The organism is Novosphingobium sp. BL-A-41-Hi4B-X5A (assembly GCF_055521705.1).
The window spans coordinates 2,040,046-2,062,837 of the sequence record NZ_CM145500.1; the positions used below are offsets into that span (position 1 = coordinate 2,040,046).

24 protein-coding genes are annotated in these 22,792 nt (G+C 66.2%); 15 read left to right on the top strand and 9 right to left on the bottom strand.

The features are described 5' to 3' along the window. The first annotated feature begins 29 nt into the window (after positions 1 to 29). The 4 genes from hslV to ACZ1JY_RS09880 are packed head-to-tail and all read left to right on the top strand — an operon-like array spanning position 30 to position 2,584. Entirely contained in the window at positions 30 to 587 is a 558-nt protein-coding gene (gene hslV, locus ACZ1JY_RS09865; protein ID WP_084278476.1) for an ATP-dependent protease subunit HslV, read from the top strand. Continuing rightward, positions 587 to 1,888, top strand: a complete 1,302-nt coding sequence (gene hslU / locus ACZ1JY_RS09870) for an ATP-dependent protease ATPase subunit HslU (protein WP_168904153.1) — start codon at positions 587 to 589, stop codon at positions 1,886 to 1,888. The genes hslV and hslU overlap by 1 nt, the downstream gene beginning before the upstream one ends. Before the next feature lie 16 nt (positions 1,889 to 1,904). Next, the gene (locus ACZ1JY_RS09875; protein WP_465129160.1) at positions 1,905 to 2,375 is read left to right on the top strand and encodes a GNAT family N-acetyltransferase; all 471 of its coding nucleotides are present in this window, start codon (positions 1,905 to 1,907) and stop codon (positions 2,373 to 2,375) included. Between the two features lie 8 nt (positions 2,376 to 2,383). Next, the gene (locus tag ACZ1JY_RS09880) at positions 2,384 to 2,584 is read left to right on the top strand and encodes a DUF1737 domain-containing protein (protein ID WP_118072910.1); all 201 of its coding nucleotides are present in this window, start codon (positions 2,384 to 2,386) and stop codon (positions 2,582 to 2,584) included. A 67-nt stretch (positions 2,585 to 2,651) separates the two neighbouring features. Here the strand turns inward: ACZ1JY_RS09880 and ACZ1JY_RS09885 are convergent, their stop codons facing one another. From ACZ1JY_RS09885 to ACZ1JY_RS09905, 5 genes are all read right to left on the bottom strand, one after another. Next, positions 2,652 to 2,894 (bottom strand): hypothetical protein, encoded by a 243-nt coding sequence (locus tag ACZ1JY_RS09885; protein ID WP_465129161.1) that lies wholly within the window; start codon positions 2,892 to 2,894, stop codon positions 2,652 to 2,654. 89 nt (positions 2,895 to 2,983) lie between these two features. Next, entirely contained in the window at positions 2,984 to 5,116 is a 2,133-nt protein-coding gene (locus ACZ1JY_RS09890; protein ID WP_465129162.1) for a transglycosylase domain-containing protein, read from the bottom strand. Between the two features lie 144 nt (positions 5,117 to 5,260). Continuing rightward, positions 5,261 to 5,659 carry a peptide-methionine (R)-S-oxide reductase MsrB gene (gene msrB, locus ACZ1JY_RS09895; RefSeq protein WP_465129163.1) on the bottom strand — a complete coding sequence of 133 codons (399 nt, stop codon included), beginning with the start codon at positions 5,657 to 5,659 and terminating at the stop codon, positions 5,261 to 5,263. Positions 5,660 to 5,705: 46 nt separating this feature from the next. Next, positions 5,706 to 6,413, bottom strand: a complete 708-nt coding sequence (locus ACZ1JY_RS09900; protein ID WP_465129164.1) for a hypothetical protein — start codon at positions 6,411 to 6,413, stop codon at positions 5,706 to 5,708. Between the two features lie 130 nt (positions 6,414 to 6,543). Then, the gene (locus ACZ1JY_RS09905) at positions 6,544 to 6,900 is read right to left on the bottom strand and encodes a CC_3452 family protein (RefSeq protein ID WP_240344860.1); all 357 of its coding nucleotides are present in this window, start codon (positions 6,898 to 6,900) and stop codon (positions 6,544 to 6,546) included. 156 nt (positions 6,901 to 7,056) lie between these two features. On the opposite strand from ACZ1JY_RS09905, the gene ACZ1JY_RS09910 reads away from it, so the two are divergent. Next, on the top strand, positions 7,057 to 7,551 hold the full coding sequence (locus tag ACZ1JY_RS09910; protein WP_168904211.1) for a winged helix-turn-helix transcriptional regulator: 495 nt from the start codon (positions 7,057 to 7,059) through the stop codon (positions 7,549 to 7,551). A 142-nt stretch (positions 7,552 to 7,693) separates the two neighbouring features. Here ACZ1JY_RS09910 and ACZ1JY_RS09915 read toward each other — a convergent pair whose 3' ends face one another. Further along, positions 7,694 to 8,017 (bottom strand): UrcA family protein, encoded by a 324-nt coding sequence (locus ACZ1JY_RS09915; RefSeq protein ID WP_118072904.1) that lies wholly within the window; start codon positions 8,015 to 8,017, stop codon positions 7,694 to 7,696. A 249-nt stretch (positions 8,018 to 8,266) separates the two neighbouring features. Between ACZ1JY_RS09915 and ACZ1JY_RS09920 the strand changes: the two genes are divergently transcribed. The 4 genes from ACZ1JY_RS09920 (at position 8,267) to ACZ1JY_RS09935 (ending at position 11,887) form a co-directional block, all read left to right on the top strand. Further along, positions 8,267 to 8,533: a hypothetical protein gene (locus ACZ1JY_RS09920; RefSeq protein WP_118072903.1), complete on the top strand. Its 267-nt coding sequence runs from the start codon at positions 8,267 to 8,269 to the stop codon at positions 8,531 to 8,533. A 46-nt stretch (positions 8,534 to 8,579) separates the two neighbouring features. Further along, entirely contained in the window at positions 8,580 to 9,443 is an 864-nt protein-coding gene (locus tag ACZ1JY_RS09925; protein WP_465129165.1) for a diacylglycerol kinase family protein, read from the top strand. Positions 9,444 to 9,477: 34 nt separating this feature from the next. Beyond that, positions 9,478 to 10,326, top strand: coding sequence for a metallophosphoesterase family protein (locus ACZ1JY_RS09930; RefSeq protein WP_465129166.1), 849 nt, complete (start codon positions 9,478 to 9,480; stop codon positions 10,324 to 10,326). A 151-nt stretch (positions 10,327 to 10,477) separates the two neighbouring features. Further along, positions 10,478 to 11,887 (top strand): methyl-accepting chemotaxis protein, encoded by a 1,410-nt coding sequence (locus ACZ1JY_RS09935; RefSeq protein ID WP_465129167.1) that lies wholly within the window; start codon positions 10,478 to 10,480, stop codon positions 11,885 to 11,887. Between the two features lie 19 nt (positions 11,888 to 11,906). Here the strand turns inward: ACZ1JY_RS09935 and ACZ1JY_RS09940 are convergent, their stop codons facing one another. Then, complete coding sequence (locus tag ACZ1JY_RS09940) at positions 11,907 to 12,251, bottom strand: DUF2322 family protein (protein ID WP_240946690.1); 345 nt, start codon at positions 12,249 to 12,251, stop codon at positions 11,907 to 11,909. Further along, entirely contained in the window at positions 12,248 to 13,108 is an 861-nt protein-coding gene (gene panC, locus ACZ1JY_RS09945; protein WP_118074616.1) for a pantoate--beta-alanine ligase, read from the bottom strand. The genes ACZ1JY_RS09940 and panC overlap by 4 nt, the downstream gene beginning before the upstream one ends. A 99-nt stretch (positions 13,109 to 13,207) precedes the next feature. On the opposite strand from panC, the gene ACZ1JY_RS09950 reads away from it, so the two are divergent. Genes ACZ1JY_RS09950 through pgmG form a run of 3 tightly spaced genes read left to right on the top strand, consistent with a single transcriptional unit; the run spans position 13,208 to position 15,763 of the window. Then, entirely contained in the window at positions 13,208 to 14,038 is an 831-nt protein-coding gene (locus ACZ1JY_RS09950; protein WP_465129168.1) for a division plane positioning ATPase MipZ, read from the top strand. Beyond that, on the top strand, positions 14,038 to 14,328 hold the full coding sequence (locus ACZ1JY_RS09955) for a J domain-containing protein (protein WP_118072899.1): 291 nt from the start codon (positions 14,038 to 14,040) through the stop codon (positions 14,326 to 14,328). The genes ACZ1JY_RS09950 and ACZ1JY_RS09955 overlap by 1 nt, the downstream gene beginning before the upstream one ends. Positions 14,329 to 14,353: 25 nt before the next feature. Beyond that, positions 14,354 to 15,763: a phosphoglucomutase/phosphomannomutase PgmG gene (gene pgmG / locus ACZ1JY_RS09960; protein WP_465130894.1), complete on the top strand. Its 1,410-nt coding sequence runs from the start codon at positions 14,354 to 14,356 to the stop codon at positions 15,761 to 15,763. Here the strand turns inward: pgmG and ACZ1JY_RS09965 are convergent. Then, entirely contained in the window at positions 15,747 to 16,628 is an 882-nt protein-coding gene (locus ACZ1JY_RS09965) for a BON domain-containing protein (RefSeq protein ID WP_465129169.1), read from the bottom strand. The genes pgmG and ACZ1JY_RS09965 overlap by 17 nt on opposite strands. A 176-nt stretch (positions 16,629 to 16,804) precedes the next feature. Between ACZ1JY_RS09965 and ACZ1JY_RS09970 the strand changes: the two genes are divergently transcribed. Genes ACZ1JY_RS09970 through ACZ1JY_RS09980 form a run of 3 tightly spaced genes read left to right on the top strand, consistent with a single transcriptional unit; the run spans position 16,805 to position 22,750 of the window. Beyond that, complete coding sequence (locus ACZ1JY_RS09970) at positions 16,805 to 18,523, top strand: Hsp70 family protein (RefSeq protein ID WP_465129170.1); 1,719 nt, start codon at positions 16,805 to 16,807, stop codon at positions 18,521 to 18,523. A gap of 10 nt (positions 18,524 to 18,533) precedes the next feature. Next, positions 18,534 to 20,312 carry a hypothetical protein gene (locus tag ACZ1JY_RS09975; RefSeq protein WP_465129171.1) on the top strand — a complete coding sequence of 593 codons (1,779 nt, stop codon included), beginning with the start codon at positions 18,534 to 18,536 and terminating at the stop codon, positions 20,310 to 20,312. A gap of 23 nt (positions 20,313 to 20,335) precedes the next feature. Further along, positions 20,336 to 22,750 carry a ligase-associated DNA damage response DEXH box helicase gene (locus ACZ1JY_RS09980; RefSeq protein ID WP_465129172.1) on the top strand — a complete coding sequence of 805 codons (2,415 nt, stop codon included), beginning with the start codon at positions 20,336 to 20,338 and terminating at the stop codon, positions 22,748 to 22,750. Positions 22,751 to 22,792: the final 42 nt, after the last annotated feature.

Genomic DNA, 22,792 nt, shown 5'->3' on the forward strand with positions numbered 1-22,792 from the left:
TTCGCCGCCGCGCTCCTCATATCGCGGCGATGGACGACAGCAGGGCGAGCCACGGCCTTATCCAGTGGCACGGCACCACCATCATCGGGGTGAAGAAGAACGGCCGCACCGTCATTGCGGGTGACGGCCAGGTTTCCATGGGCAACACGGTGATGAAGCCGAACGCCCGCAAGGTCCGCCGGATCGGAGACGGCAAGGTTATTGCTGGCTTCGCAGGGGCTACTGCCGATGCCTTCACCCTGTTCGAACGGCTCGAGCGCAAGCTCGAACAGCATCGCGGCCAGCTCATGCGCGCCGCGGTCGAACTCGCCAAGGACTGGCGGACCGACAAGTACCTGCGCAATCTCGAAGCGCTGATGATCGTCGCCGATGCCGAGACCATGCTGATCCTCACCGGCAATGGCGACGTGCTCGAACCCGAAGCGGGAATTGCCGCGATCGGCTCGGGCGGCAACTATGCCCTCGCCGCCGCGCGCGCCCTGACCGACTACGAAGACGACGCCGAAAAGATCGCCCGCCGCGCCATGCAGGTCGCCGCCGAAGTCTGCGTCTTCACCAACGACCGCGTGACGGTCGAGGAAATCTGATGCTCGATTCCCTTACCCCCAAAGCCATTGTCCGCGCGCTGGACGAACACATCGTCGGCCAGACCGATGCCAAGAAGGCGGTTGCCGTGGCCCTGCGCAATCGCTGGCGCCGCCAGCGCCTGTCGGCAGACCTGCGCGACGAGGTTTCGCCGAAGAACATCCTGATGATCGGTCCGACGGGCTGCGGCAAGACCGAGATCAGCCGCCGCCTCGCCAAGCTGGCCGATGCCCCGTTCGTGAAGGTCGAGGCGACCAAGTTCACCGAGGTCGGCTATGTCGGCCGCGACGTGGAACAGATTGCCCGCGATCTGGTCGAAGAGGCGATCCGGCTCGAAAAGGAGCGCCGCCGCGAGGCCGTGCGCGATGCGGCCAGCAAGGCGGCGATGGACCGCCTGCTCAAGGCGCTGGTCGGCGATGGCGCCAGCGAAGCCACGCGCGAAAGCTTCAAGGCAAGGCTGGCCGATGGCTCGATGAACGACGTCGAAGTCGAGATCGAGGTCGAGGACGCACCATCCGCGCCGATGGAGATCCCCGGAATGCCCGGCGGCATCGGCATGATCAACCTGTCGGACATGATGGGCAAGGCGTTCGGCAAGCAGAACCTCAAGCGCCGCAAGATGCGCGTGGCCGATGCGTGGGACAAGCTGGTCGATGAAGAAGCCGAAAAGCGCATGGACCAGGACGACGTCGCGCGCGAGGCGATCCGCAATGCCGAAACCAACGGCATCGTCTTCCTCGACGAGATCGACAAGATCGCGGTGTCGGACGTGCGCGGCGGTTCGGTCAGCCGCGAAGGCGTCCAGCGCGACCTGCTGCCGCTGATCGAGGGCACGACGGTTGCCACCAAGTATGGCCCGATGAAGACGGACCACGTGCTGTTCATTGCCTCGGGCGCGTTCCACGTCGCCAAGCCCAGCGACATGCTGCCCGAACTGCAGGGCCGCCTGCCGATTCGTGTCGAGCTCAAGGCACTGTCCGAGGACGATTTCGTGCGCATTCTTTCGGAAACGCGCGCCAATCTCGTCGAACAGTACCGCGCGCTGATCGCCACGGAGAACGTCACGCTCGATTTCACGCCCGAATCCATCCGCGCCATTGCCCGCACCGCGGCGCAGGTGAACGAAAGCGTCGAGAACATCGGCGCCCGCCGCCTGCAGACGGTGATGGAAAAGCTGCTTGAGGAAGTAAGCTTCGATGCCGAAGACCGCACCGGCGAGACGGTGACGGTGGACGAGGCCTACGTCGCCGAAAAGCTCGCAAACCTTGCCGGCAATGCGGACCTGTCGAAGTACATCCTGTGACCGTCGGACAGTGAACGTGCGGCTCGTCCCGGCTACGCAGACGCATTTCGCGCTTCTGCTTGACGGGCAGCCGCCAGAGCCGGAGGTTGCCTTGCCGGACACGCCGGTGGCCGAACCGGAAGTGCTCGCGATGCTGGCTGGGCTGGCCGAGGCTGTCAGCGCGCTGTTCACACCCTCGGCGTGGCTGATTGTGGCAGGTGCCGAACTCGTCGGCCTGATGTCCGTCACGTCCGTGCTCGACGAGGGACGGCTGCAGATCGGTTACGGCGTGGCGCCGGGCTCGCAAGGGCGCGGCCACGCTTCGGCAGCAGTGGCGGCCTTGGTCGGTTGGGCGCAATCGGACGATCGCGTCAAAGCGCTTTACGCAGAAACGCGCACTGACAACATCGCCTCGCAGCGCGTGCTGGAGCGGGGCGGCTTTGCCAGGACCGGCGAGCGGCTTGACGAGGAGGACGGCGCGCTGTTCTGTTGGCAGGTAGATTGCTGAGGACCCGCATGTACAACACGCCCGAAGACCGCCCCGTATACCGCCTGCTCACCGGCAAGGACGACCGCGCCTTTTGCGAGCGTGTGTCCGAGGCCTTGGCGCAAGGGTGGCGTCTCTATGGCTCGCCGTCGATGACCTATGACGGCGGCATGGACTGCATCAAGGTGGCGCAGGCCGTGGTGTGGCACGAGGCAGACGTGGTCAAGTAAGGCTCCGCTCACGCAGCAACGGCCGGGGTTATGCCCGGCCGTTACCTGTGAGAACACGAATTACCGATCAATACGTTGCCGGCGGATCGCTCGCCGGAAAGCTCTCGTCCGAGGCCTGGTCGACCTTGTCCCAGCGCTTGGGGTCCGATCGCATGCCCTCGGTCCCGGCACTGCGCACCTTGGCGAAATTCCTGCCAGCCTCTTCGCCCTGCGCGAAAGCGGCCGGTGCCTGTTCGTCGCGGTTCTTTTGCGCCACGCGCCAGATCGCATATCCCGCCGCTCCTGCGACGGCCCATTGCAGCAGGCTCATTACTCGTCTCCTGATTGGCGGAAGGCTCGCGGCCTTCCTTCTCAATCAGGCAAACGCGCCAAGCCCGGAAAGGTTCAGGCCCGAATAGCTCAGGGCACCTGAACCGGGCGCGGAGTATTGGTCGGACGCGGGCGCGCGCCTGCCGCTGCCGGGTCGTTGCCATCGCGGCGGCCGGTGGCGCGGTTGAGGAAATCGTCGTTCGCTGCCTGCGGCACCTCCGGCGGCACCCCCTCGGGCGGTGCATTGGGGTCAATCGCACTCTCGTCGCCACGCCGGCGCGACGGGTCGACCAGGTTGCCCTGCTCGTCGACATAGAAGTAGTCGTCAGGGTTGCCCTGCATCGCCTCATCATCGGGTTCGAGTTGCCATTCCGGCAGCTTGAGCTCGGTGTCGAACTGTTCGACCGGGCGCTTGCGCGTCGCGACCTTCATGTAGGCGGCGAAGGCCCGCGCCGGTGCGGCGCCGCCCTGCAGGCCGGGAACGGCCTTGGCATCATCGCGGCCCATCCACACCCCGGTGGTGATCCCGCTCGAAAAGCCGAGGAACCAGCCGTCCTTGTTCGACGAGGTCGTGCCGGTCTTGCCGGCAACCGGCCTGCCGATCTGCGCAGCGCGGCCCGTGCCGATGTTGACTGCGGTCTGCATCAGGTCGGTCATCGCGGCAGCGACATAGGGCGGGACGAGCTGCTGCGCGGTTTCCGTGCGGTGGGTGTAGAGCACTTCGCCGTCGGTCGTCGTCACCTTGCGGATGCCGTAGGGCGTTACCGACATGCCCTTGGCCTGAACCGAGGCGAACGCGCGCACCATGTCGATCACGCGCGCTTCGGACGATCCCAGCACCATCGAAGGCAGGGTGTTGATCGGCGTGGTGATGCCAAAGCGGCGCGCCATGTTGGCCACGGTGCCAAAGCCCACTTCATTGCCAAGCTGCGCCGCAACCGTGTTCTTGGAATAGGCAAAGGCGGTGCGCAGGTCGATCTCGCCGGCATAGCGGTTGCCATCGTTGCGCGGCGTCCAGCCATCGATCGTCACCGGCTCGTCGACCACGCGGTCATCCGGCGTGTAACCGGCCTCGAGTGCCGAAAGGTAGACGAACAGCTTCCACGCCGAACCGGGCTGGCGAACCGCATTGACCGCACGGTTGTAGTTCGAGCTCACATAGTCCGTGCCGCCGACCATGGCGAGGACCGCGCCGTCGCGATCAAGCGAGACCAGTGCGCCCTGTGCGCCCTTCGGTGCAAATCCCGCCACGGCACTGGTCGCCGCCTTCTGCGCGATCGGATCGAGCGTGGTCCACACTTCGATCGGCTTGTCGTTCTCGGGCAGGATCAGGTCGAGCTGCGGCAGCGCCCAGTCGGTGAAATAGCGCGCGGAGTTCTGGCCTGCGCTGTCCGAGACCATCTTCACGGCCTTGAGGTCCACGCTCTGCGCTTCCTGCGCGGTCAGCACGCCCGCGCTCTGCATCGTCTGCAGAACCACGCCGGCGCGGCCCACGGCGGCATCGGCATCGGCCGTGGGCGAATAGCGTGACGGGGCCTTGACCAGTCCGGCAATGATCGCCGCCTCGGGCAGCGTGATTTCCTCGCCCGAATGGCCGAAGAATTTCCGGGCCGCGCTGTCAATGCCATAGGCACCGCCGCCGAAGTACACCTTGTTGAGGTAGAGCTCGAGGATCTGGTCCTTCGAGAACTTCTGTTCGAGCGCCAGCGCCAGCACCCATTCGCGCGCCTTGCGGCCGAAGGTCTTGGTGTTGTTGAGGAAGATGTTGCGGGCAAGCTGCTGCGTGATCGTCGATCCGCCCTGCCGCCACGTGCCGCTTTCCACGCGCACCATCAGCGAGCGGACGATGCCGATCGGGTCCACGCCCCAATGGCTGCGATAGCGCCGGTCCTCGACCGAGATCATCGCATCCTTCATGTCCTGCGGGATGCGCTCGTAGGGGATCCATTTGCCGTAGCTCGGCCCCAGGGTCACGATCTCGGACCCGTCGGCGGCACGCACCACGATCATCTGGCCGGTCTGGCTCGATTTCAGTTCGCCATAGCCGGGCAGCGAGCGCACCGTGACGGCAACCGCCACCACCAGCCCGATCGTGCCGAGCAGCGCAAATCCGGCACCCCACGCAAGAAGCCGCCGGGCCCATCGGCCCAGCATCGATCTGCTCTTGGGTTGCGGCTCCGACCTGCCGCCCTCGGGGCGGCGGGGAATGTCCCGTCTGGCCATCAGTCTTGTACCGCTTCCCTCATTCTCGGCCTCGTTCCGGCATCGGCGCAGGCCGTCCACGCAAATCTGCGGCCCTTTGCATAGGGCAGTTGTAACGCAGGGTTAACCGCAAAATCGGCGAACGGCCAATGCCGTCGGTTCAACTCAGTCCTTCGGGGTGAAGTCGAGCGAGGCGCTGTTCATGCAATAGCGCAGGCCGGTGGGGTTCGGACCATCGGGAAACACGTGGCCAAGGTGCCCGTCGCAGCTGGCGCAGCGCACCTCGGTGCGGACCATGCCGTGCGAGCGATCGACGATCTCCTCGACCGCCTCGGCTTCGACCGGGGCATAGAAGCTCGGCCAGCCCGAACCGCTGTCGTACTTGGTGTCGGACGTGAACAGCGGCGCGCCGCAGCCGGCACAATGGTACTCGCCGGGTGCCTTGTTCTTCTCGTAAGCCCCGGTGAACGCACGCTCGGTGCCGCCCTGGCGCAGGATCTGGTACTGCTCGGGCGAAAGACGCTCGCGCCATTCGGCGTCGGTCAGGTTCATCTTGTCAGGCATCGGGGGATCTCCTTTGCCGCCAATATGGGAAGCCCCGCCGCCCCGCTCAATAGTGCGATTTTTCCTGCGGCTTGGCGAATTCATAGCAGCGCGCGATGTCGTACTTGTCGACCCCGCCCTTGCCGTCACCTGCCTCGGCCGCCATCGCCTCGCGCGCTTCGGCCAGCGTGCGGTCTGCATCGTCGCCACTGCCACCGGCGGCGATGATCGCCTCGCGCTCGCGCGATGAAAGCACGGATTCCAGCGTCTTGAGGTCCTGCGCCGAAGTGCTCATCCCTTCGCGGGCATGGACCTCACTGTAGGCGAGGCCGAGGATCGCGGCGCATTGCTTCAGCGTCGGCGCGACCAGCGGCGGCACGGTGGCGTCAAGCCGGGCAAGGCAAGGCTTCGCGAGCGCCGACAGCGCCTTGTCGGGATCGGGCGCAGTCTGCAGCGCCTGAACCTGCACGGCGATCAGGTCGCGCACCTGCTCACGGGTCAGGGCACCTTCCTTCATTGCGCGTTCGCCCGTGTCAGCGAAGAAGGTCTTGCCGCGCAACGCCAGCGGCGGCCAGCCTTCCAGCGCATCCCCCCCCGATTGTTCGAGTGCAACAATGGCAAAGGCAGCCGCACAGCGCAGATCGTCGCGGCCTTGGGCGGTGAGCTGCGGCGCGGCCAAGGCCTGTGCCCCGGCCTGTGCCGGCACAAATCCAACTGTCAGGGGCAGAAGGGCAACTCTGGCGAGCAGGGCGGTAACTCTGAGGGGCAAAGGCATGGCATGAGCATAGCGAAAAAAGGGGCCGCGAACAGACGTGCTGTTCACGGCCCATGTGACCTTCACGGTCAGGGATTGCGCACTCGGCAGGGTATCAAGAGGGAGTGCGCGCTGGAGACTGGTACTGGACTTATCCGGCCGCGGCCTCGTTGCAGCGGGCGAGGTCCTCGGCCGCCAAGTCACCCTGCGGGGTGGCGAAGCGGGCGACGGGGCCGACCTTCTGGGCGAGGCGGGCGCAGACGATCACCGGGCGCGAGGTGTCGCGCGGGGCGGAGCATTCGGCGCCTTCGCACTTCCACAGCACGCCCTTCTGGATGACCTTCTGCATGCCGTCCATCGGACGGGTCAGCGTGGCCGAATAGAACGCGCCGCCGGTGTTGGCGCGGGCCGTGTTGGCGGTGACCGCAAAGCTGAAGGTGGTGCCGACCAGTGCAAGGACTGCCGGGAGGAGCTGGCGCATGGCGCTGCTGGAATTTGCTGAGATCATCGTTCTTCCCCTGAATTACCTTGTTAAGGGCGTCGGAAATTGCGGGGTTCTGGAGAGGATGCTATTTCCGTTGCGAATCGCTACCTATCAATATAGGTTTCAGGTTGCAACTAGAAACTTAAACAGGTGCCGCAGATGGGTTATGCAGAAGACGATATGGACAAACTGCGCGAACCCTTGGGTGAAATTGCCCAGTGCGGCCTTCCCCTTGCCCTCGAAGCGATGGGGGAACGCTGGTCGTTCATGATCCTGCGCGCCGCCTTCAACGGGGTGCGCCACTTCGAGGATTTCCTCGAAGCGCTGGGCATCGCCCGGAACATCCTGTCGAACCGCCTGTCAAGGCTGGTCGAGGCCGGCATACTCAAGCGCGAACACTGCGCCGATGATCGCCGTCGCATCGAATACCGCCTGACGCCGAAGGGTCTGGACCTCCTCCCCGCAATGCTGGCCCTGCGCCAGTGGGGCGAGAAGTGGGAACTTGGCGTGCCCGCCAATCCGGTCCTGTGCGACAATCGCGACGGCAGGCCGATTGCGGCAATCGGCATTCTTTCGCACGATGGCCGCAAGCTCACTCCTGACGACCTGACCTGGCGCGATCGGGGCGAGATCGAAGCCGAGCCAAAGCCTGCCGCATTTCGCGAGGTTGGCTGAAGGGTCTTCAGAAAAGAGGGACTTCAGGAAAAAGGGCCAAGAGAAAAAAGGCCAAGAGAAAAAAGGACCGCCGGACTAGCGACGGTCCCTTGAGTTTGACCCGGTGGGGGACTGGATCCGCCGGGTTTGCAAGCTGCCGGGATCAGCGGACAGCAAGATCAGTCTTGGAATTCTTGGCGGCCAGCGCAGTGGCCTTCACTTCGGCCTTGGCGCGGCGGGCATCGGCCATCGATCGGGCAAAACAATCGCGTGCCGCTTCCCATTCGCTGGTCGGCAGGTCCGCCTTGTTCAGGCCACAGATGTCCTTGGCGGCATGACGAAGGCGGGCGTTGAGCTGGGCCTCGCCCTGCTTGGTGGTAAGATCGAGATCGGAGTAGCCAACGAGGCGCGTGCCGGCGAAGGCAGGCTGGCTGGCGGAAAGGGCGAGGCCGAGGAGGCCGGCGGAGAACAGGGTCTTGGCAAACATGGCAACTTCCTTCGACACGGGTGCCGGCGGGGGACCGGCCTTGGGGGGCGTTTCAGCGGCTGGTCCGGCTCTTCCGGTGCACCGCATGCATTTTCGCTACGCCCGGTCGTCGATGAAATCTTGCGCGTCTCGACCAGCTTTCCGTTACGAACGACAAGTGTTTAGCCCGTCCGACGAAACGCAATGTCCACTCCACGAACTGCAGGTGTGACAATCCTGCGGCGATTCCCTAAAGGTCTCGTCCAGTCCATGGCGATTCTGATCACTTTCCTTCTGGGCATCGGCAACTTCGCGCTGCACCGCGCCATGCTGGATAGCGGGCACCCCCTGCTGGCCCGGCTGCCGTGGATGGTTCACGCCCTTGGCGGCCGCTTCACGCTGATGCTGGAATTCCTGCTGCTGCTGGGGGCGCTGCTGTTTGCCGCCGAAGGCGTGGTCAGCGGCCCGATCGCCTACGTCATCTATTCCATGCTCAACAGCTTCTCGGCCTGGCTGATCCTGACAGACCGCGTTTAGAGCAGCCGCTGCGGAACCGCCGCGCCTGTTACCGGTTCTGCCGGTGATGACGCTCTCTCCTCTCTGGCTCGTGACGAACGCCGCAAGCGGCAGCAACAGCGATGCAGCGGTCGACGATCTCGTCGCCTCGCTCTCGGCCGCCGGGTGCGCGCCGACGCGGGTCATCCGCTTTCCCGACGAGGACCTGCCGACGCGCGCGCAGCTTGAAGCAGAGGGAATCGCGACGCTTGCCGTCTTCACCGGCGACGGCACGATCAATGCCGCCGCTTCCGCGCTCGAAGGCTGGGGCGGTGGCCTGCTCGTCCTTCCCGGCGGCACGCAGAACCTGCTCTCAAAATCTCTCCACGGCGACGTTCCCGCAGAGGAAGTGACCGGCAAGCTCGGCACGGCGCGACGCGTGCGGCGACAGGCGCTGCGCACTTCGCAAGGCGTCGCCCTGATCGAACTGCTGGCCGGCCCCGGCGCGATGTGGGCCGACGTGCGCGAAAGCGTGCGCGATCTCGACCTGCCCACCATTGCCGAGACTTTCACAACGGCCCTGCGCGAAACCCGCGAAGGACCGGGCGTTCGCCTCGCCGCACCCGCAAGCGCCGCGCGGCCCGAAGGCTACCGCGCCGTGCGCATGGCCCCGCTCGAAGGGGACAGCATGGAAGTGGACGGATACGACTTCTCCGACTGGGGCGAGTTCGCCGCGCAAGGCTTTGCCATGCTGGTGAAGCGCGATTTCCGGCAGGGCCCGCATGACGAACTCGGCCAATGTTCGTTGGCAACGCTGGAAAGCGACGGCCCGATCGCCATGATGATCGACGGCGAACGGCGCGAAGGCAGCATGCGCGAAGAGGTTGCCTGCGAGGAATTCGCGATCGACTTCCTCTCGACTATCGCGCCTGGCAACACACCCGGCGCTTGACCGCAGCGGGCCCAGCGACGATCACCCCAGCGCCATGACCCGCCTGTTTCACATCAGCGATATCCATTTCGGCCTCGAAGACCGGCGCGCCCTCGATTGGGTGGCGCAATGCATCGCGCGCGAGAAGCCCGATGCCGTGGCCATCACCGGCGATCTGACGATGCGGGCCCGGCACCGCGAATTCACCGCCGCCTGCCACTGGATCAAGGCTTTGGACGTGCCGGTCACGGTCGAAGTGGGCAACCACGACCTGCCCTACTTCAACCTGATCGAACGCTTCGTCGATCCCTACCGCCGCTTCCGCTCGATCGAAGGCGTGCTGGAGCGGGAGCTGCCCATCCCCGGCGCGAAGATCGTGCCGCTGAAGACAACCGCACGCGCGCAGCTCCGCCTGAACTGGTCTAAAGGCACTGTCGGCAGGGCCGCGCTGGCACAGACCCTTGCCGCGATCGACGCCCTGCCAGCGGGCACCCGCGCGATCGTTGCCTGCCATCACCCGCTGGTCGAGGCGGGCACGCGTGGCAAGGCGCTGACCCGTGGCGGTAACCATGCGCTGGCCGAACTGGCCCGGCGCAACGTCCTCGCCGTGCTGTCAGGCCACGTCCACGATGCGTTTGACCTGATCCACCCCACCGCCAACGGCCCGGTGCGGATGATCGGCGCGGGCACGCTCAGCCAGCGCGTCCGCTCCACCCCACCCAGCTTCAACGAACTGACGCTGGATGGCGACAATATCACTGTCCGCGTGCGCAACCTCGAACACGTGCCCACCCGCGACATGCTGATCGACGACGTGCCCGAAAATGCGCTCCCGCCCCGGACCCAGGGCGAACCGGTGGCGCCGGTCGCCGCCATACCGGCAAACGATCCGCCGGTTCATTGAACGAACACTTCTCAGGCACTGTCCTGAGTAAACGCTCGTATGCACTTTTGGGCATTGTTTGGCGATCGGCCGCTAGATGCGGTCAGGTCAGGGATTGTCGCATCCGTTCTTGTCGCGCTGCTGATCCCTTCAGGCGGGAGTCGGTGTCGCAATGCTTGAGTGGTTTGAACAAAAGGCGCCGATCCGCCTGAAATTTCGCGCCCTGCTGGTCGCATATACCCTGCTGTCGGTTGTCGGACTGACCGGCACTGCGCTCGCCGCCTTCGACATGGCGCCGGTCTGGGCGTGCCTCGGCCTGGGCCTGGCATCACTAGTGGCGATCATGGTGACGACGGAGATCGCACGGGAGCGCATATGCGCCCCCTATGTGAACACCGTCGTGCGCATGGAAGCCCTGGCCGCAGGCGATACCGAAAGCGCGATCTGGTACACCGATTACCGCGACTGCGTGGGCCGGATGACCAAGGCCATGGCCACGTTCAGCGAGAACGCCATCGAGATCCGCAAGGCCCGGGCGACACAGGAAACTGTCGTCAGAACGCTCAAGTCATCGCTGAGCACGCTGGCCGACAACCGGCTCGACTGCCAGATTCGTGACCCGCTTCCGGGGGGCTACGACGACTTGCGCAGCGATTTCAATCGGGCCGTGGACGCACTTGCCAAGGCCATCGGCAGCGTTCATCAAGCCGCCCTCAGCGTGATGAGCGGCTCGGATGAAATCAACGCGGCATCGAACGACCTCGCCCGTCGCAACGAACAGCAAGCGGCCAGCATCGAGCAGACATCGGCATCGCTCAACCTGGTCACTCAGGGCGTGAACGCCATGGCGCAGTCGGCCCACGAAGCGCGGGACGCGATCGCGCAGGCGCAGGGCGAGGCGATCGACGCCGGAAGCGTCGTCGATAAGGCCGTCGAAGCGATGTCGGCCATCGCGGTTTCCGCAGACCAGATCGCCCAGATCGTCGGCCTGATCGATGGCATCGCCTTCCAGACCAACTTGCTGGCGCTCAACGCCGGTGTCGAGGCGGCCCGCGCGGGCGATGCCGGCAAAGGCTTTGCCGTGGTCGCCACGGAAGTCCGTGCATTGGCGCAACGGTCGGCCGATGCGGCGCAGGAGATCCGCGCGCTGATCTCGAAATCCGGCGAACAGGTGACTTCGGGCGTGAGCCTTGTCAGCCAGACCGGATCGGTTCTGGTCGGCATCGTCAATCGCGTGAGCGAGATCAACGACCTGGTCTCGCAGATCGCGGCCACGGCCCGCGAGCAGGCGAACAGTCTGGACACCGTGAACCAGACCGTCGCAGACGTCGACCGGGTGACGCAGCAGAATGCGGCGATGGTCGAAGAGTCGACGGCTGCGGCCCGTTCGCTGTCGCGCGAGGCTGCCGAGCTGACCGAGGTGGTGCAGCGGTTCGCCGGGGGGCAGGACAATGTCGCCGCGATCCGCCCCGCAGCGCCGGCCCCCTCGTTGCACGCCGCCCCGCTTGCGGCATCCCCCTACCGCAGTACCGGCAATGCTGCCCTGAAACTTGAACCGGAGAACGACTGGTCGGAATTCTGACGACCTGTCGGCTGCAAGTTCAGGGGACAGCCCTGATCTGCAGCGCAGTCCCCTTTTCGATCACGTCGATCAGCCGGTCGATGTTGGGATGCGCGCCGGGGCGAGCCCGGGCGTCGGGCGTGTGTTCGGCGAAGACCTCAAGGGCATGGGCAGATGCCGCAGCATCGAGCTTGCCGAAGCAGAGTTGCAGGTAGTTGTAGACCTTGAGCGAGCCTTGCTTGCCTGCTTCGTTGGGAATCGTCGCCACGACCGTTCCCGCCGCGTCGATCAGATCGAGGCGCGCGATGCCGTCGATGGCGGGCAGCAGGGCGAGGTTGTCCTTGAACGAGGCGGTCGGTGTAATCGGCGTCATTGCCAAGGTCATTGCTGGCCCACTCCCATGTTGTCGATAAGGCGCGCCGCGCCGATGCGGGCGGCAACGAGCAGGCGGGCGCTTTGCCCGGCATAGCTGTCGATCGCCTCGAGCGTCGCCGCATCGCGCAAGTCTGCGTAGTCGATTGACGTGAACCCGGCGGCGAGCACTTCGGCGTTCAGCGCGGCGAGCGCCTGCGGCACCGGCGCGCCGCCCTCGATCGCCGCGATGGCGCGGCGCATGGCAGCAGATAGCCCTGCGGCCTGTTCACGCTCCTGTTCGGTCAGGTACTGGTTGCGGCTGCTCAGGGCGAGGCCGCTTGGCTCGCGCACGGTTTCGACGCCGATGATGTTCGAGACGTGGGGCTGGGTCAGATCGAGGTCGCGCGCCATGCGGCGGATCACCGCCAGCTGCTGCCAGTCCTTTTCCCCGAACAGCGCAAAGTCCGGGCGGACCTGGTTGAACAGCTTGCACACCACGGTGGCGACGCCATCGAAATGGCCGGGCCGCGCGGCGCCGCAGGCAACCTCGCTCACGCCCGAAACCGAGATGTTGGTGGCATAGCCTTGCGGGTACATCTGATCGACCGTGGGCGCCCACAGCACGGCGACGCCTTCGGCTTCGAGCAGCGCGGCATCGGCGGCGAGCCGGCGCGGGTAGGCATCGAGGTCCTCGTTCGGGCCGAACTGGCGCGGATTGACGAAAATCGAGGCGACGACGTGGCTTGCGCGTGCCTTGGCTTCGCGCACCAGGGTGAGATGGCCTTCGTGCAACGCGCCCATGGTAGGGACGAACGCCACGGTTTTTCCCCCGATTTTGAGCGCGTCGACCGCATTGCGCAGGTCTTCCAGCCGGTTGATCGTTTGCACCTTGGCAGCCACTCCACTAAGTCAGATGCCACGGGCGATACGGGCGGCGGACGCCTCTCGCAAGCCCGTGCAGCGTATCAACCACGTGAGTTACCAGCCTTGTCCAGCGCCTCGTCCCTTGGCCCGCATCGCATCGTCTTCGCCAACGAAAAGGGCGGCACCGGCAAGTCGACAACTGCGGTCCACGTCGCCGTGGCCCTCGCCTACCAGGGCGCGCGCGTGGCGACGGTCGACCTCGATGCGCGCCAGCGCACGATGCACCGCTATTTCGAGAACCGCGCCGAGACGATGCGCCGGCGCGAGATCACGCTGCCGACCGCGACTTTCGAGGTCTATGGCGGGGACAGCATCGAGGAGCTCGACGCGCTGACCGAGCGGCTTTCGCAGGACCACGACTTCATCATCTTCGACACCCCCGGCCGCGACGATGTGCTGGCCCGCCACGTGGCTACGCGCGCGGATTCGCTGGTCACCCCGCTCAACGACAGCTTCGTCGACTTCGATCTGATCGGCCAGGTGGACGCAGAAACCTTCAAGGTGCGCCGCCTGTCGTTCTATGCCGAACTGATCTGGGAAGCGCGCAAGAAGCGGGCGATGGCCACGATCAAGGATGCGCGCCGGGAAATGGACTGGGTCGTGGTGCGCAACCGCACCGGCTATACCGAAGCGCGCAACCAGCGCCGTATCGACCAGGCGCTGACCGAACTGTCCAAGCGCGTCGGCTTCCGCGTGGCCAGCGGCCTTTCGGAGCGCGTGATCTATCGCGAACTGTTCCCGAGCGGACTGACCCTGCTCGACAAGGGCCATCTTGGCGAGCTCGGCACCAGCCACCTCGTCGCGCGGCAGGAACTGCGCACGCTGGTTTCGGGCCTCAACCTGCCGATGCCGGGCAAGGCCGCACCTGAGACCAAGCTGGAAAGCGCTGCCTGATGATCAAGCTGCTCACGCTTGCGATCCTGGCCAGCCTTGCGTGCAAGCTTCTGGCAGGGCGCTGGCCGTGGGAGCTTCTGCAAGGAGACCCGCGCGCCGCCAACGAGGCGCGGGCGCGCAACCTTCTCGGCATCGGGCCGCAGGCGGGTTATGACGAAGTGATCGAGGCGCACCGGCGGCTGCTCCAGAAGGTCCACCCCGATCGCGGCGGCAGCAACGAAGCCGTGCATGAAGCCAATGCCGCGCGCGATCTGCTGCTGGCGCGGCTGGCCGACCGGCGCGGGACCTGATCGGGTCGGCGAGGCCAGCAACGGGATGACGGCGCACCGCTTCCACCCTTCGATCCTGCGCGAATACGATATTCGCGGCGTCTTTGGCGAAACCTTGAGCGCGGACGATGCCCGCGCCGTCGGCCGCAGCTTTGGCTCGGTGGTGCGATCGCGCGGCGGCAGCCGGGTGGCGGTGGGCTGCGACGGGCGCATCAGCACGCCGGTGCTGGAACATGCGCTGGTCGAAGGGCTGACTGCAAGCGGCGTTGACGTGGTCCGGATCGGGCTGGGACCGAGCCCGATGCTCTATTTCGCGGCAACGCCCGGTTCGGGCGGGTTAGCCCCAGAGGTGCAGGGCGGCGTTCAGGTAACCGGCAGCCACAATCCCGCCAATCACAATGGCTTCAAGATGGTACTTGAAGGGGCGGCGTTCTTCGGCAGCGACATAGTCGATCTCGGGCGGATCGCCGAGGAAGGCGCGTGGACTTCCGGAAACGGACGCATCGAGGACGCCGACGTTTCCGCCGCTTACGTCGATTGCCTGATCGGCGCGCTGGATGGCATCGGCCTGGATGTGCTGCATGGCCTCGCCATTGGCTGGGACGCGGGCAACGGCGCTGCCGGCCCCCTGATCGAGGCCTTGACCGCCCGACTGCCCGGACGGCATGTCCTTCTTCATACGAGCGTGGACGGCCATTTTCCCAACCATCATCCTGATCCGACTGTGGAAGCCAATCTCACCGATCTTCGCCGCGCTGTCGCGGCGGGAAGCCTCGACTTCGGACTAGCATTCGACGGGGATGGGGACCGGATCGGCGCGGTCGACGGCCGCGGCCGCGTGCTCTGGGCCGACCAGCTTCTGGCGATCTATGCCGAGGAAGTGCTGCGAGAGCGCCCGAAATCCACGATTATCGCCGATGTGAAGGCCAGCTCAACGCTGTTTGCGCGGATTGCGGAACTCGGCGGAACGCCGCTGATGTGGAAAACCGGGCATTCGCCGATCAAGTCCAAAATGAAGGAGACACTTGCCCCGCTGGCCGGGGAAATGAGCGGTCACATGTTCTTTGCCGACCGTTACTTCGGTTTTGACGACGCACTCTATGCCGCCGTCCGGCTGATCGCGGCAACCGTCACGCTCGGCAAGTCGGTAACGCAGATGCGCGATGGCATGCCCGAAATGGTGGCGACGCCCGAATTGCGCTTTGCCGTACCGCGCGAACGCAAGGCAGCAGCTGTCGCCGAGGTGCTGCATGGTCTTCGTGCGGATGGAGCTGCCGTGAACGACACGGACGGCGTTCGCGTCGATACAACCGATGGCTGGTGGTTGCTGCGGTCTTCCAACACCGAGGACGTTCTGGTGGTCCGCGCCGAGTCGGCAGACCAAGGCGGGCTCGACCGGCTCATGGCCGAAGTCGACGCCCGCCTTGCTGCGGTGGGGATCAGGCGTCCGGCGTAACCGAACGGTCGCCGTTGCCCCAGCCGAGCGTGCCGCCCTGGCCTTCAAGGCCGCTGCCGGTCTTCACGCGCAGGTTGTTCTGCACATGCTTCACCCCGCCGATGTCCTCGACGACGTCTTCCGCGCGGCGCTTTTCGGCGCGGCTGCCCACTGTGCCGGCAAGCGTGACTTCGCCTTCGGTGACCATGACCGTGATCTGGCGCGCATCGATGTGGTGGTCATCGGTCAGGCGATCGTTGGCGTCCTCGCGGATGCGTTCGTCCGAGCGCGTGTAGTCGCCCGGGCCCTTCCCGCGATGGCTTTCGCGCCGGCCGTCATCGCGGCCGTCATCGCCACCGAACCAGCCACGCACTTCATCGACAGCACGGTCGAAAAAGCCGCGGGGATCGTGGTCGCCGTAACCGCCGCGACCGCTGTAGCCGTAGGACGACGGGTACCCCCCGGCAGAGCCGGTGCCATAGGCGCCGTATCCGGCAGGACCGCCCCAGGCGCGACGGCCTTCGCCATAGTCTTCCGAGGTGAAATAGTCGCCCGTGTTTGCGGCATTGCCCGTGGCGGTATCACGCCAGCGCGAGCGGCCCTGCGGGGCACGGCCCTGGCCGGTATAGTGCCGGTCGCCCACTTCCCAGTCGTGGGTACGCCGATCGCCGCGCATGTCCTGATCCATCCATCCGGTCGGCGGATCGCCCAGCGGCGTTGACGCCCCGGTCGAGCCGGAGCGGCCCCACTGGTCTCGGCTGCGGTTGCTGCGGTCATAGCGATCGCGATCGAATTCCGGGGCGAACTCGCCGGAATAGTCGCGCGACTGGCGTCGCTCTTCGTCCTGCCAGCGGTCGCGCGAATTCCAATCCATGCGTTGGCCCATGGCCTTTCTCCTTTCAAGGCGTTGTCACGTAACCAGAACGGCCGGGCGCCCGCCCTGCCCCCTCGTTCCGGCGCATTCACCGTCCACCCCATCGTGACTGCCAAGGATCGCGCTTTGCGCTTGCCAAGCGCGCGGGGCCTGTCGCATCACGCCGCTTGATATCTGCAGGAAGACGAATGCTCATCGGGATCGATCTGGGAACCACCAACAGTGCGGTGGCCATGTGGCAGGCAGGCGAGAATGGCGGCGAGGCAAAGCTCGTGCCCAATGCTCTCGGGGCGCTGCTCACCCCTTCTGCAGTCTCGGTCCTGCCCGATGGCACGACGCTGGTCGGCGCCGCCGCGCTGGAGCGGATGGGCCTGAAGGATGGTGCCACCGCGACCAGCTTCAAGCGCTTCATGGGCACCGACCGCAAGGTGCGGCTGGGCAAGAAGGAGTTCTCTGCCGAGGACCTGTCCGCGCTCGTGCTCATGGCTCTGCGCGACGATGTGGCCGCCCACACCGGCACTCGCCCGACCGAAGCCGTCATCACCGTGCCGGCCTACTTCAATGACCGCCAGCGCAAGGCGACCCGCCGCGCCGGTGAACTGGCGGGCCTCACCGTGCGCCGCCTGATCAACGAGCCGACCGCCGCCGCGCTCGCCTTCGGGCTGCAGGACAAGGCCGAGCGCGAGCCGTTTCTGGTGTTCGACCTTGGCGGCGGCACCTTCGACGTGTCGATCGTCGAGATGTTCGAAGGCATCGTCGAAGTGCGCGCCTCGGCAGGCGACAACCGGCTGGGCGGCGACGATTTCAACACAGCCCTGGCGACCGCGGTGCGCGGACGGCTCGATCCCGATGGATTGCTGGCCAAGCTGGACGAGCCGCGCGCGCAGGCCCTGCTGCTGCAGGCCGCCGAACGCGCCAAGCGCACCTTGAGCGAGGGACAGGAAGCCGAATTTGCCGTCACAGTCGCGGACCAGCGGCTATCCACGACAATCACCACCAGCGAATTCGAAGCGCAGGCCGAAGGCCTGATCCGCCGGTTGCGCGACCCGGTCGTGCGGGCGCTGCGCGACAGCCAGATCGATGCCGCATCCTTGAGCGAGGTCGTGCTTGTCGGCGGGGCCACGCGCATGCCGGTGGTGCGCAAGGCCATCACGCGCCTGTTCGGGCGCTTCCCCAATTCCTCGGTCCATCCAGACCATGCCGTCGCGCTCGGCGCGGCCATTCAGGGCGGGCTGATCGCGCGCGACGGCGGGCTTGAGGAGATCCGCATCACCGACGTTTGCCCGTTCACGCTGGGCATCGAAACGGCCGAGCATTCAGCGCGCGGGACGCTCCAGCAGGGCCTGTTCTCGCCGATCATCGAACGCAACACCCCGGTCCCGGTCAGCCGCTCGGGGCTGTACAGCACGATGGGCGACAACCAGAAGCAGATCGAGGTGAAGATCTACCAGGGCGAGGCGCGCGAGGTTTCAGGCAATGTCCACCTCGGCCAGATCAAGGTGCCGGTCCCGCCGCGGCCTGCGGGCGAAGTCTCGATCGACGTGCGCTTCTCCTACGACAGCTCGGGCCTGCTCGAGGTCGACGTGGAAGTGCCGCTGACCGGATCCAGGCACAACTTGCTGATCATCGACGAGGAAGACCGCAAGGCCGCCAAGGACCTCGATGCCCGGCGCCAGGCGCTGGCCGCGCTGAAGCACCACCCGCGCGAGGAAGCGGGCAACCAGGCGCTGCTGGCGCGGGCCGAGCGCTGCTACGAGGAATTCCTCGGCGACGTCCGCGCCGTGATCGGCGACCGCACGCGCATATTCGTCGCCGCGCTCGACAGCCAGGACCCGCGCCGCATTGCCGACGCCTCGGTCGCCCTGGCCGAGCTGCTCGACATGCTCGAAGCCAACCCGCCGCTTTGACCGCAATCCCATGACACCAACTCAGGCCTGGAAGGTCCTCGGGATCGCAAAGACGCCGGACGTGTCGGCGATCCGGCGCGCCTATGCCGAGAAGCTGAAGGCGATGGACGTCGACAAGGACGTCGCCGGCTATGCCCGGCTGCGCGAGGCGCGCGATGCAGCGCTCCGCTGGGCCAAGATGCAGGCGGCACCGCCAGCGCAGGAGGAAGAATTCGATCCCTTCGCCGGCGTGACACCTCTCGAACAGATTGAAGAGGCCGCTCCCGAAGCCGAACAATCAAGGTGGGCTTACGCGGCCCCTGCAGTGCAGGGCGAGGTCGATCCCAGCCTGACGCGCAAGTTGGGCGAGGCGGCCCCGAAGCTTGACGTCACGCCAGGGTTCGTCGCCGCGCAGGCCCCGGCCGAGCAAGCCATTGCGGTCAAGCGCGACCCGTTCGAACGCCCCGTCCTGCTGGGGCTCGAGCCGACCTCGGACGCGGTCATGCCGGCATGGGCGCACGAACAGGCGCTCTATCGACTGCTGCTGCCTGATACGGTCGACGACGACGAGGAAACGCTCCCCCCGCTCGAAGGCTGGGAAGAGGCCATGGCGCTCGGCCACCTCAAGGCGGTGCTGCGCAATGCCGAAAGCGTCAGCGTGACCGCGTTCGACGAAATCGACAACTGGCTGGCCGGCATCCTTGCCCGCAGCTGGCCGCGCTCGGCGCCACTGCTGGAACCCGCTGCAGCGCTGTTCGGTTGGGAAAGCGAGCGCGGACAGGTTTCGGAACGACCCGCCATTGCCTTCCTCAACGCCCGCCTGCGCGGCCTGCGTTTCCGCGAAAAGGTGCAGGACCCCAAGCACCCGCTGCACAAGGCGTGGAACGAATTGACCACACCGGCGCAGCAAGGCAGCCGCAAGGGCTGGTTCGTCAAGCGCGCCCAAGTCGATCAATTGCTCGATGGGGTGCGCAAGAACTTTCCCGAAGTGGAGCACTACTTTGATCCGTGGCGCGTGGCGCTGTGGGAGAAGAAGGCGAGCAGCGATGTCGGCCAGGGCTGGTTCAGCAGCGGACGGCTGATCGTCCTGGCGGTGATCTTCGGCATACAGATCCTGCGCGTCGTATTCAGCAGCAACGACAGTTCGACCGAACCCCCGTCGGTGCCCGAAATTTCGATCAGCCAGAGCGCGCAGGAGAAGGAAATCATCAGCCGCGCGGTTTCAACCGTGTTCGGGCCGGAGATCACCTTCGACGGGCTGCAATCGCTTCAGCCCGATCTCGCCGCGCTGTTCAGCGCCAACCGCACCATTGCCCGGGCCGATGGCAGCAGCGATGCGGCCTACGCCTCGAAAGTGCAGGATCTGGTGCGCGAGCGGATGTATGCGACCGCGCTGATCGAAAAAGGGAGCTTGCTGATCGACGTGCAGCGCATTCGCGCCGACTTGCTGCGCGCGGCGCGCAAAACCGGGGCGGACGCCTGCATGGCATTCCTGCGCAACCGGCGGATGCCTCCAGCCGTCGTGGTGCCGCCCACGGTGCTGGAACGCGAACGCGCCTTGGCGGTGAAGATGCTCGACGCCCGCCAGCTTGGTCCACCGCAGCGCATCGCTCCGGGGACGGCGAGCGTGCCCGGCGAACTGATCGGCAAGGTGATCACCGAGACCGGCATTCCCGACAAGCGCGTGCGGCAGGCCATGGGCGGCAAGGGCTCCGACGCGGACCAATGCGCGGTGACCATCGGCCTGATCGACGCGGCGCTCGGCTGGAAGGCGCCGAAGGAGCGAGAGGCGATCCTTTCGGTTCTGTGAGGCGGTGCCTATCTAAAGGTGCGATGACACTCGCTCCCTCGATAACAGACTGGTTCGAAAGCCGCGGCTGGCGGGTGCGGCGGCATCAGAGCGAGATGCTAGACGCGGCGCGCGCAGGCGATCATGCGCTGCTGGTGGCCGATACCGGCGCGGGCAAGACGCTGGCGGGGTTCCTGCCCACACTGCAGGATTTCGCAGGCGATGATCCACCGGGCGACGGCCTGCACACGCTCTATGTCTCGCCGCTGAAAGCGCTGGCGCATGACGTGCAGCGCAACTTGCTCACCCCCATCGAGGACATCGGCCTGCCGATCCGGGTGGAAACCCGCAGCGGGGATACGCCGTCGGACCGCAAGGCGCGGCAGCGCGCCAAGCCGCCGCACGTGCTGCTGACGACCCCCGAATCGCTGTCCCTGCTGCTGAGCTATCCGGAAGCGGCGACGATGTTTGCAGGGCTGAAGCGCGTGATCGTCGACGAGGTCCACGCCTTTGCCACCGGCAAGCGCGGCGATCTTCTGGCGCTGTCGCTGGCGCGGCTGCAGGCCATAGCGCCCGAGATGCGGCGCGCAGCGCTTTCGGCGACGGTGGCCGATCCGCAGGACTTCTGCGCATGGCTCGCCCCCGATGGCGATGCATCTTCCGTGCGGCTGGTCGAGGGCGAGGCGGGGGCCAAGCCCGAACTTTCGATCATGAACCCCGAAGACGAACGCGTGCCTTGGGGCGGGCACGCCGCAGCCTGGGCCGTGCCGCAGCTTTACGAAGAGATCAAACGCAACCAGACCACGCTGATCTTCACCAACACGCGGTTTCTGGCCGAATACATCTTCCAGCTGCTGTGGGACATCAACGACGATCACCTGCCCATCGGCATCCACCACGGCTCGCTGTCCAAGGAAGCGCGGCGCAAGGTCGAAGGGGCGATGGCGCGGGGCGAATTGCGCGCGCTGGTCTGCACCGCCAGCCTCGATCTCGGCGTGGACTGGGGCGATGTCGATCTGGTCGTGCAGATGGGCGCGCCCAAGGGCTCCTCGCGCCTGCTCCAGCGCATCGGCCGCGCGAACCACCGGCTCGATTGCCCCAGCCGCGCCCTCCTCGCGCCCGGCAACCGCTTTGAATTTCTTGAAGCCTTCGCCGCGCAGGAAGCGGTCCACGAAGGGCGGCGCGATGGCGAGGACTTTCGTCCCGGCGGGCTCGACGTATTGGCGCAGCATGTCATGGCCTGCGCCTGTGCGGGGCCGTTCGACGAGAAGGCGCTCCATGCCGAAGTGCAATCGGCCCATCCCTACCGCTGGGTCGACGAGGAGCAGTGGCAGCGCGTGCTCGAGTTCGTGGCGACCGGCGGCTACGCCCTGCGCGCCTACGACCGCTTCAAGCGCATCGTGCGCGACAGGCAGGGGACCTGGCGGCTGACTCACCCCGAACATGCGGCGCGGCACCGGCTCAACGCGGGGATCATCGTCGATGCCGAAATGCTCGACGTGCGCTTTCGCAATGGCCGATCGCTGGGCAAGGTCGAGGAGAGCTTCGGCGCCACCCTCTCCCCCGGCGATACGATCCGTTTTGCCGGCATGGACCTTGAGGTCGAAGGCGTGCGCGATCTCGAACTGATCGTGCGTGCCGCGAAGAAGCCGGGCCAGATTCCCAGCTACATGGGCGCGCGCCTGCCGCTGACCACGCACCTGTCTGACCGCGTGCGGGGCCTGATGGTCGACCGCGCCGGCTGGTCGCGCTTTCCTGACGACGTGCGCGAATGGCTGGAAATGCAGGACTGGCGCAGCCGATTGCCCGGCCCCGGCATGCTGCTGGCCGAAAGCTTCCCCCACCAGAACAAGCATTACACGGTCTACTATACCTTCGAGGGCTGGAACGCGAACCAGTCGCTCGGCATGCTGATCACCCGGCGCATGAATGAGCTTGGGCTGGCGCCGCTCGGGTTCGTCGCCAACGACTATTCGCTGGCGGTGTGGGGGGCCAAGCCCGTGCTGGACCCGGCGCCATTGCTCTCACCCGACATCCTTGCGCACGAATTCGTCGAATGGGTGCAGGAATCGCACCTCCTGCGCCGCGCTTTCCGCGAAGTGGCGGTGATCTCCGGCCTGGTGGAGCGGCAGCATCCGGGCAAGCGCAAGTCGGGCAAGCAGGTGACCTTCTCGACCGACCTGATCTACGACGTGCTGCGCAAGTACGAGCCCGACCACCTGCTGATTCAGGCCGCCTGGGCCGATGCCCGCGCGCGGATGACCGATGTGGGACGACTGGGCGACCTGCTCGACCGCGCACAGGGGCAACTGGTCCACGTCGAACTCGACCGAGTCAGCCCGCTCGCAGTGCCGGTCCTGGTGATGATCGGCCGCGAAACCACGCCCGCGGGCGCGGCGGATGACGAACTTCTGGTCGAGGCCGAGAGCCTTGCGGCGGCGGCGATGCGCGCGGATTGATGCGCCGATAACAAGCGGGTCCCCGGGGCAAGCCCGGGTGAC

Coding starts and splice junctions, on each gene's coding strand:
- hslV (WP_084278476.1), top strand. CDS start 30: ATGGACGACAGCAGGGCGAGCCACGGCCTTATCCAGTGGCACGGCACC.
- hslU (WP_168904153.1), top strand. CDS start 587: ATGCTCGATTCCCTTACCCCCAAAGCCATTGTCCGCGCGCTGGACGAA.
- ACZ1JY_RS09880 (WP_118072910.1), top strand. CDS start 2,384: ATGTACAACACGCCCGAAGACCGCCCCGTATACCGCCTGCTCACCGGC.
- ACZ1JY_RS09885 (WP_465129161.1), bottom strand. CDS start 2,894: ATGAGCCTGCTGCAATGGGCCGTCGCAGGAGCGGCGGGATATGCGATC.
- ACZ1JY_RS09890 (WP_465129162.1), bottom strand. CDS start 5,116: ATGGCCAGACGGGACATTCCCCGCCGCCCCGAGGGCGGCAGGTCGGAG.
- msrB (WP_465129163.1), bottom strand. CDS start 5,659: ATGCCTGACAAGATGAACCTGACCGACGCCGAATGGCGCGAGCGTCTT.
- ACZ1JY_RS09900 (WP_465129164.1), bottom strand. CDS start 6,413: ATGCCTTTGCCCCTCAGAGTTACCGCCCTGCTCGCCAGAGTTGCCCTT.
- ACZ1JY_RS09905 (WP_240344860.1), bottom strand. CDS start 6,900: ATGATCTCAGCAAATTCCAGCAGCGCCATGCGCCAGCTCCTCCCGGCA.
- ACZ1JY_RS09910 (WP_168904211.1), top strand. CDS start 7,057: ATGGACAAACTGCGCGAACCCTTGGGTGAAATTGCCCAGTGCGGCCTT.
- ACZ1JY_RS09915 (WP_118072904.1), bottom strand. CDS start 8,017: ATGTTTGCCAAGACCCTGTTCTCCGCCGGCCTCCTCGGCCTCGCCCTT.
- ACZ1JY_RS09920 (WP_118072903.1), top strand. CDS start 8,267: ATGGCGATTCTGATCACTTTCCTTCTGGGCATCGGCAACTTCGCGCTG.
- ACZ1JY_RS09925 (WP_465129165.1), top strand. CDS start 8,580: ATGACGCTCTCTCCTCTCTGGCTCGTGACGAACGCCGCAAGCGGCAGC.
- ACZ1JY_RS09930 (WP_465129166.1), top strand. CDS start 9,478: ATGACCCGCCTGTTTCACATCAGCGATATCCATTTCGGCCTCGAAGAC.
- ACZ1JY_RS09935 (WP_465129167.1), top strand. CDS start 10,478: ATGCTTGAGTGGTTTGAACAAAAGGCGCCGATCCGCCTGAAATTTCGC.
- ACZ1JY_RS09940 (WP_240946690.1), bottom strand. CDS start 12,251: ATGACCTTGGCAATGACGCCGATTACACCGACCGCCTCGTTCAAGGAC.
- ACZ1JY_RS09955 (WP_118072899.1), top strand. CDS start 14,038: ATGATCAAGCTGCTCACGCTTGCGATCCTGGCCAGCCTTGCGTGCAAG.
- pgmG (WP_465130894.1), top strand. CDS start 14,354: ATGACGGCGCACCGCTTCCACCCTTCGATCCTGCGCGAATACGATATT.
- ACZ1JY_RS09965 (WP_465129169.1), bottom strand. CDS start 16,628: ATGGGCCAACGCATGGATTGGAATTCGCGCGACCGCTGGCAGGACGAA.
- ACZ1JY_RS09970 (WP_465129170.1), top strand. CDS start 16,805: ATGCTCATCGGGATCGATCTGGGAACCACCAACAGTGCGGTGGCCATG.
- ACZ1JY_RS09975 (WP_465129171.1), top strand. CDS start 18,534: ATGACACCAACTCAGGCCTGGAAGGTCCTCGGGATCGCAAAGACGCCG.
- ACZ1JY_RS09980 (WP_465129172.1), top strand. CDS start 20,336: ATGACACTCGCTCCCTCGATAACAGACTGGTTCGAAAGCCGCGGCTGG.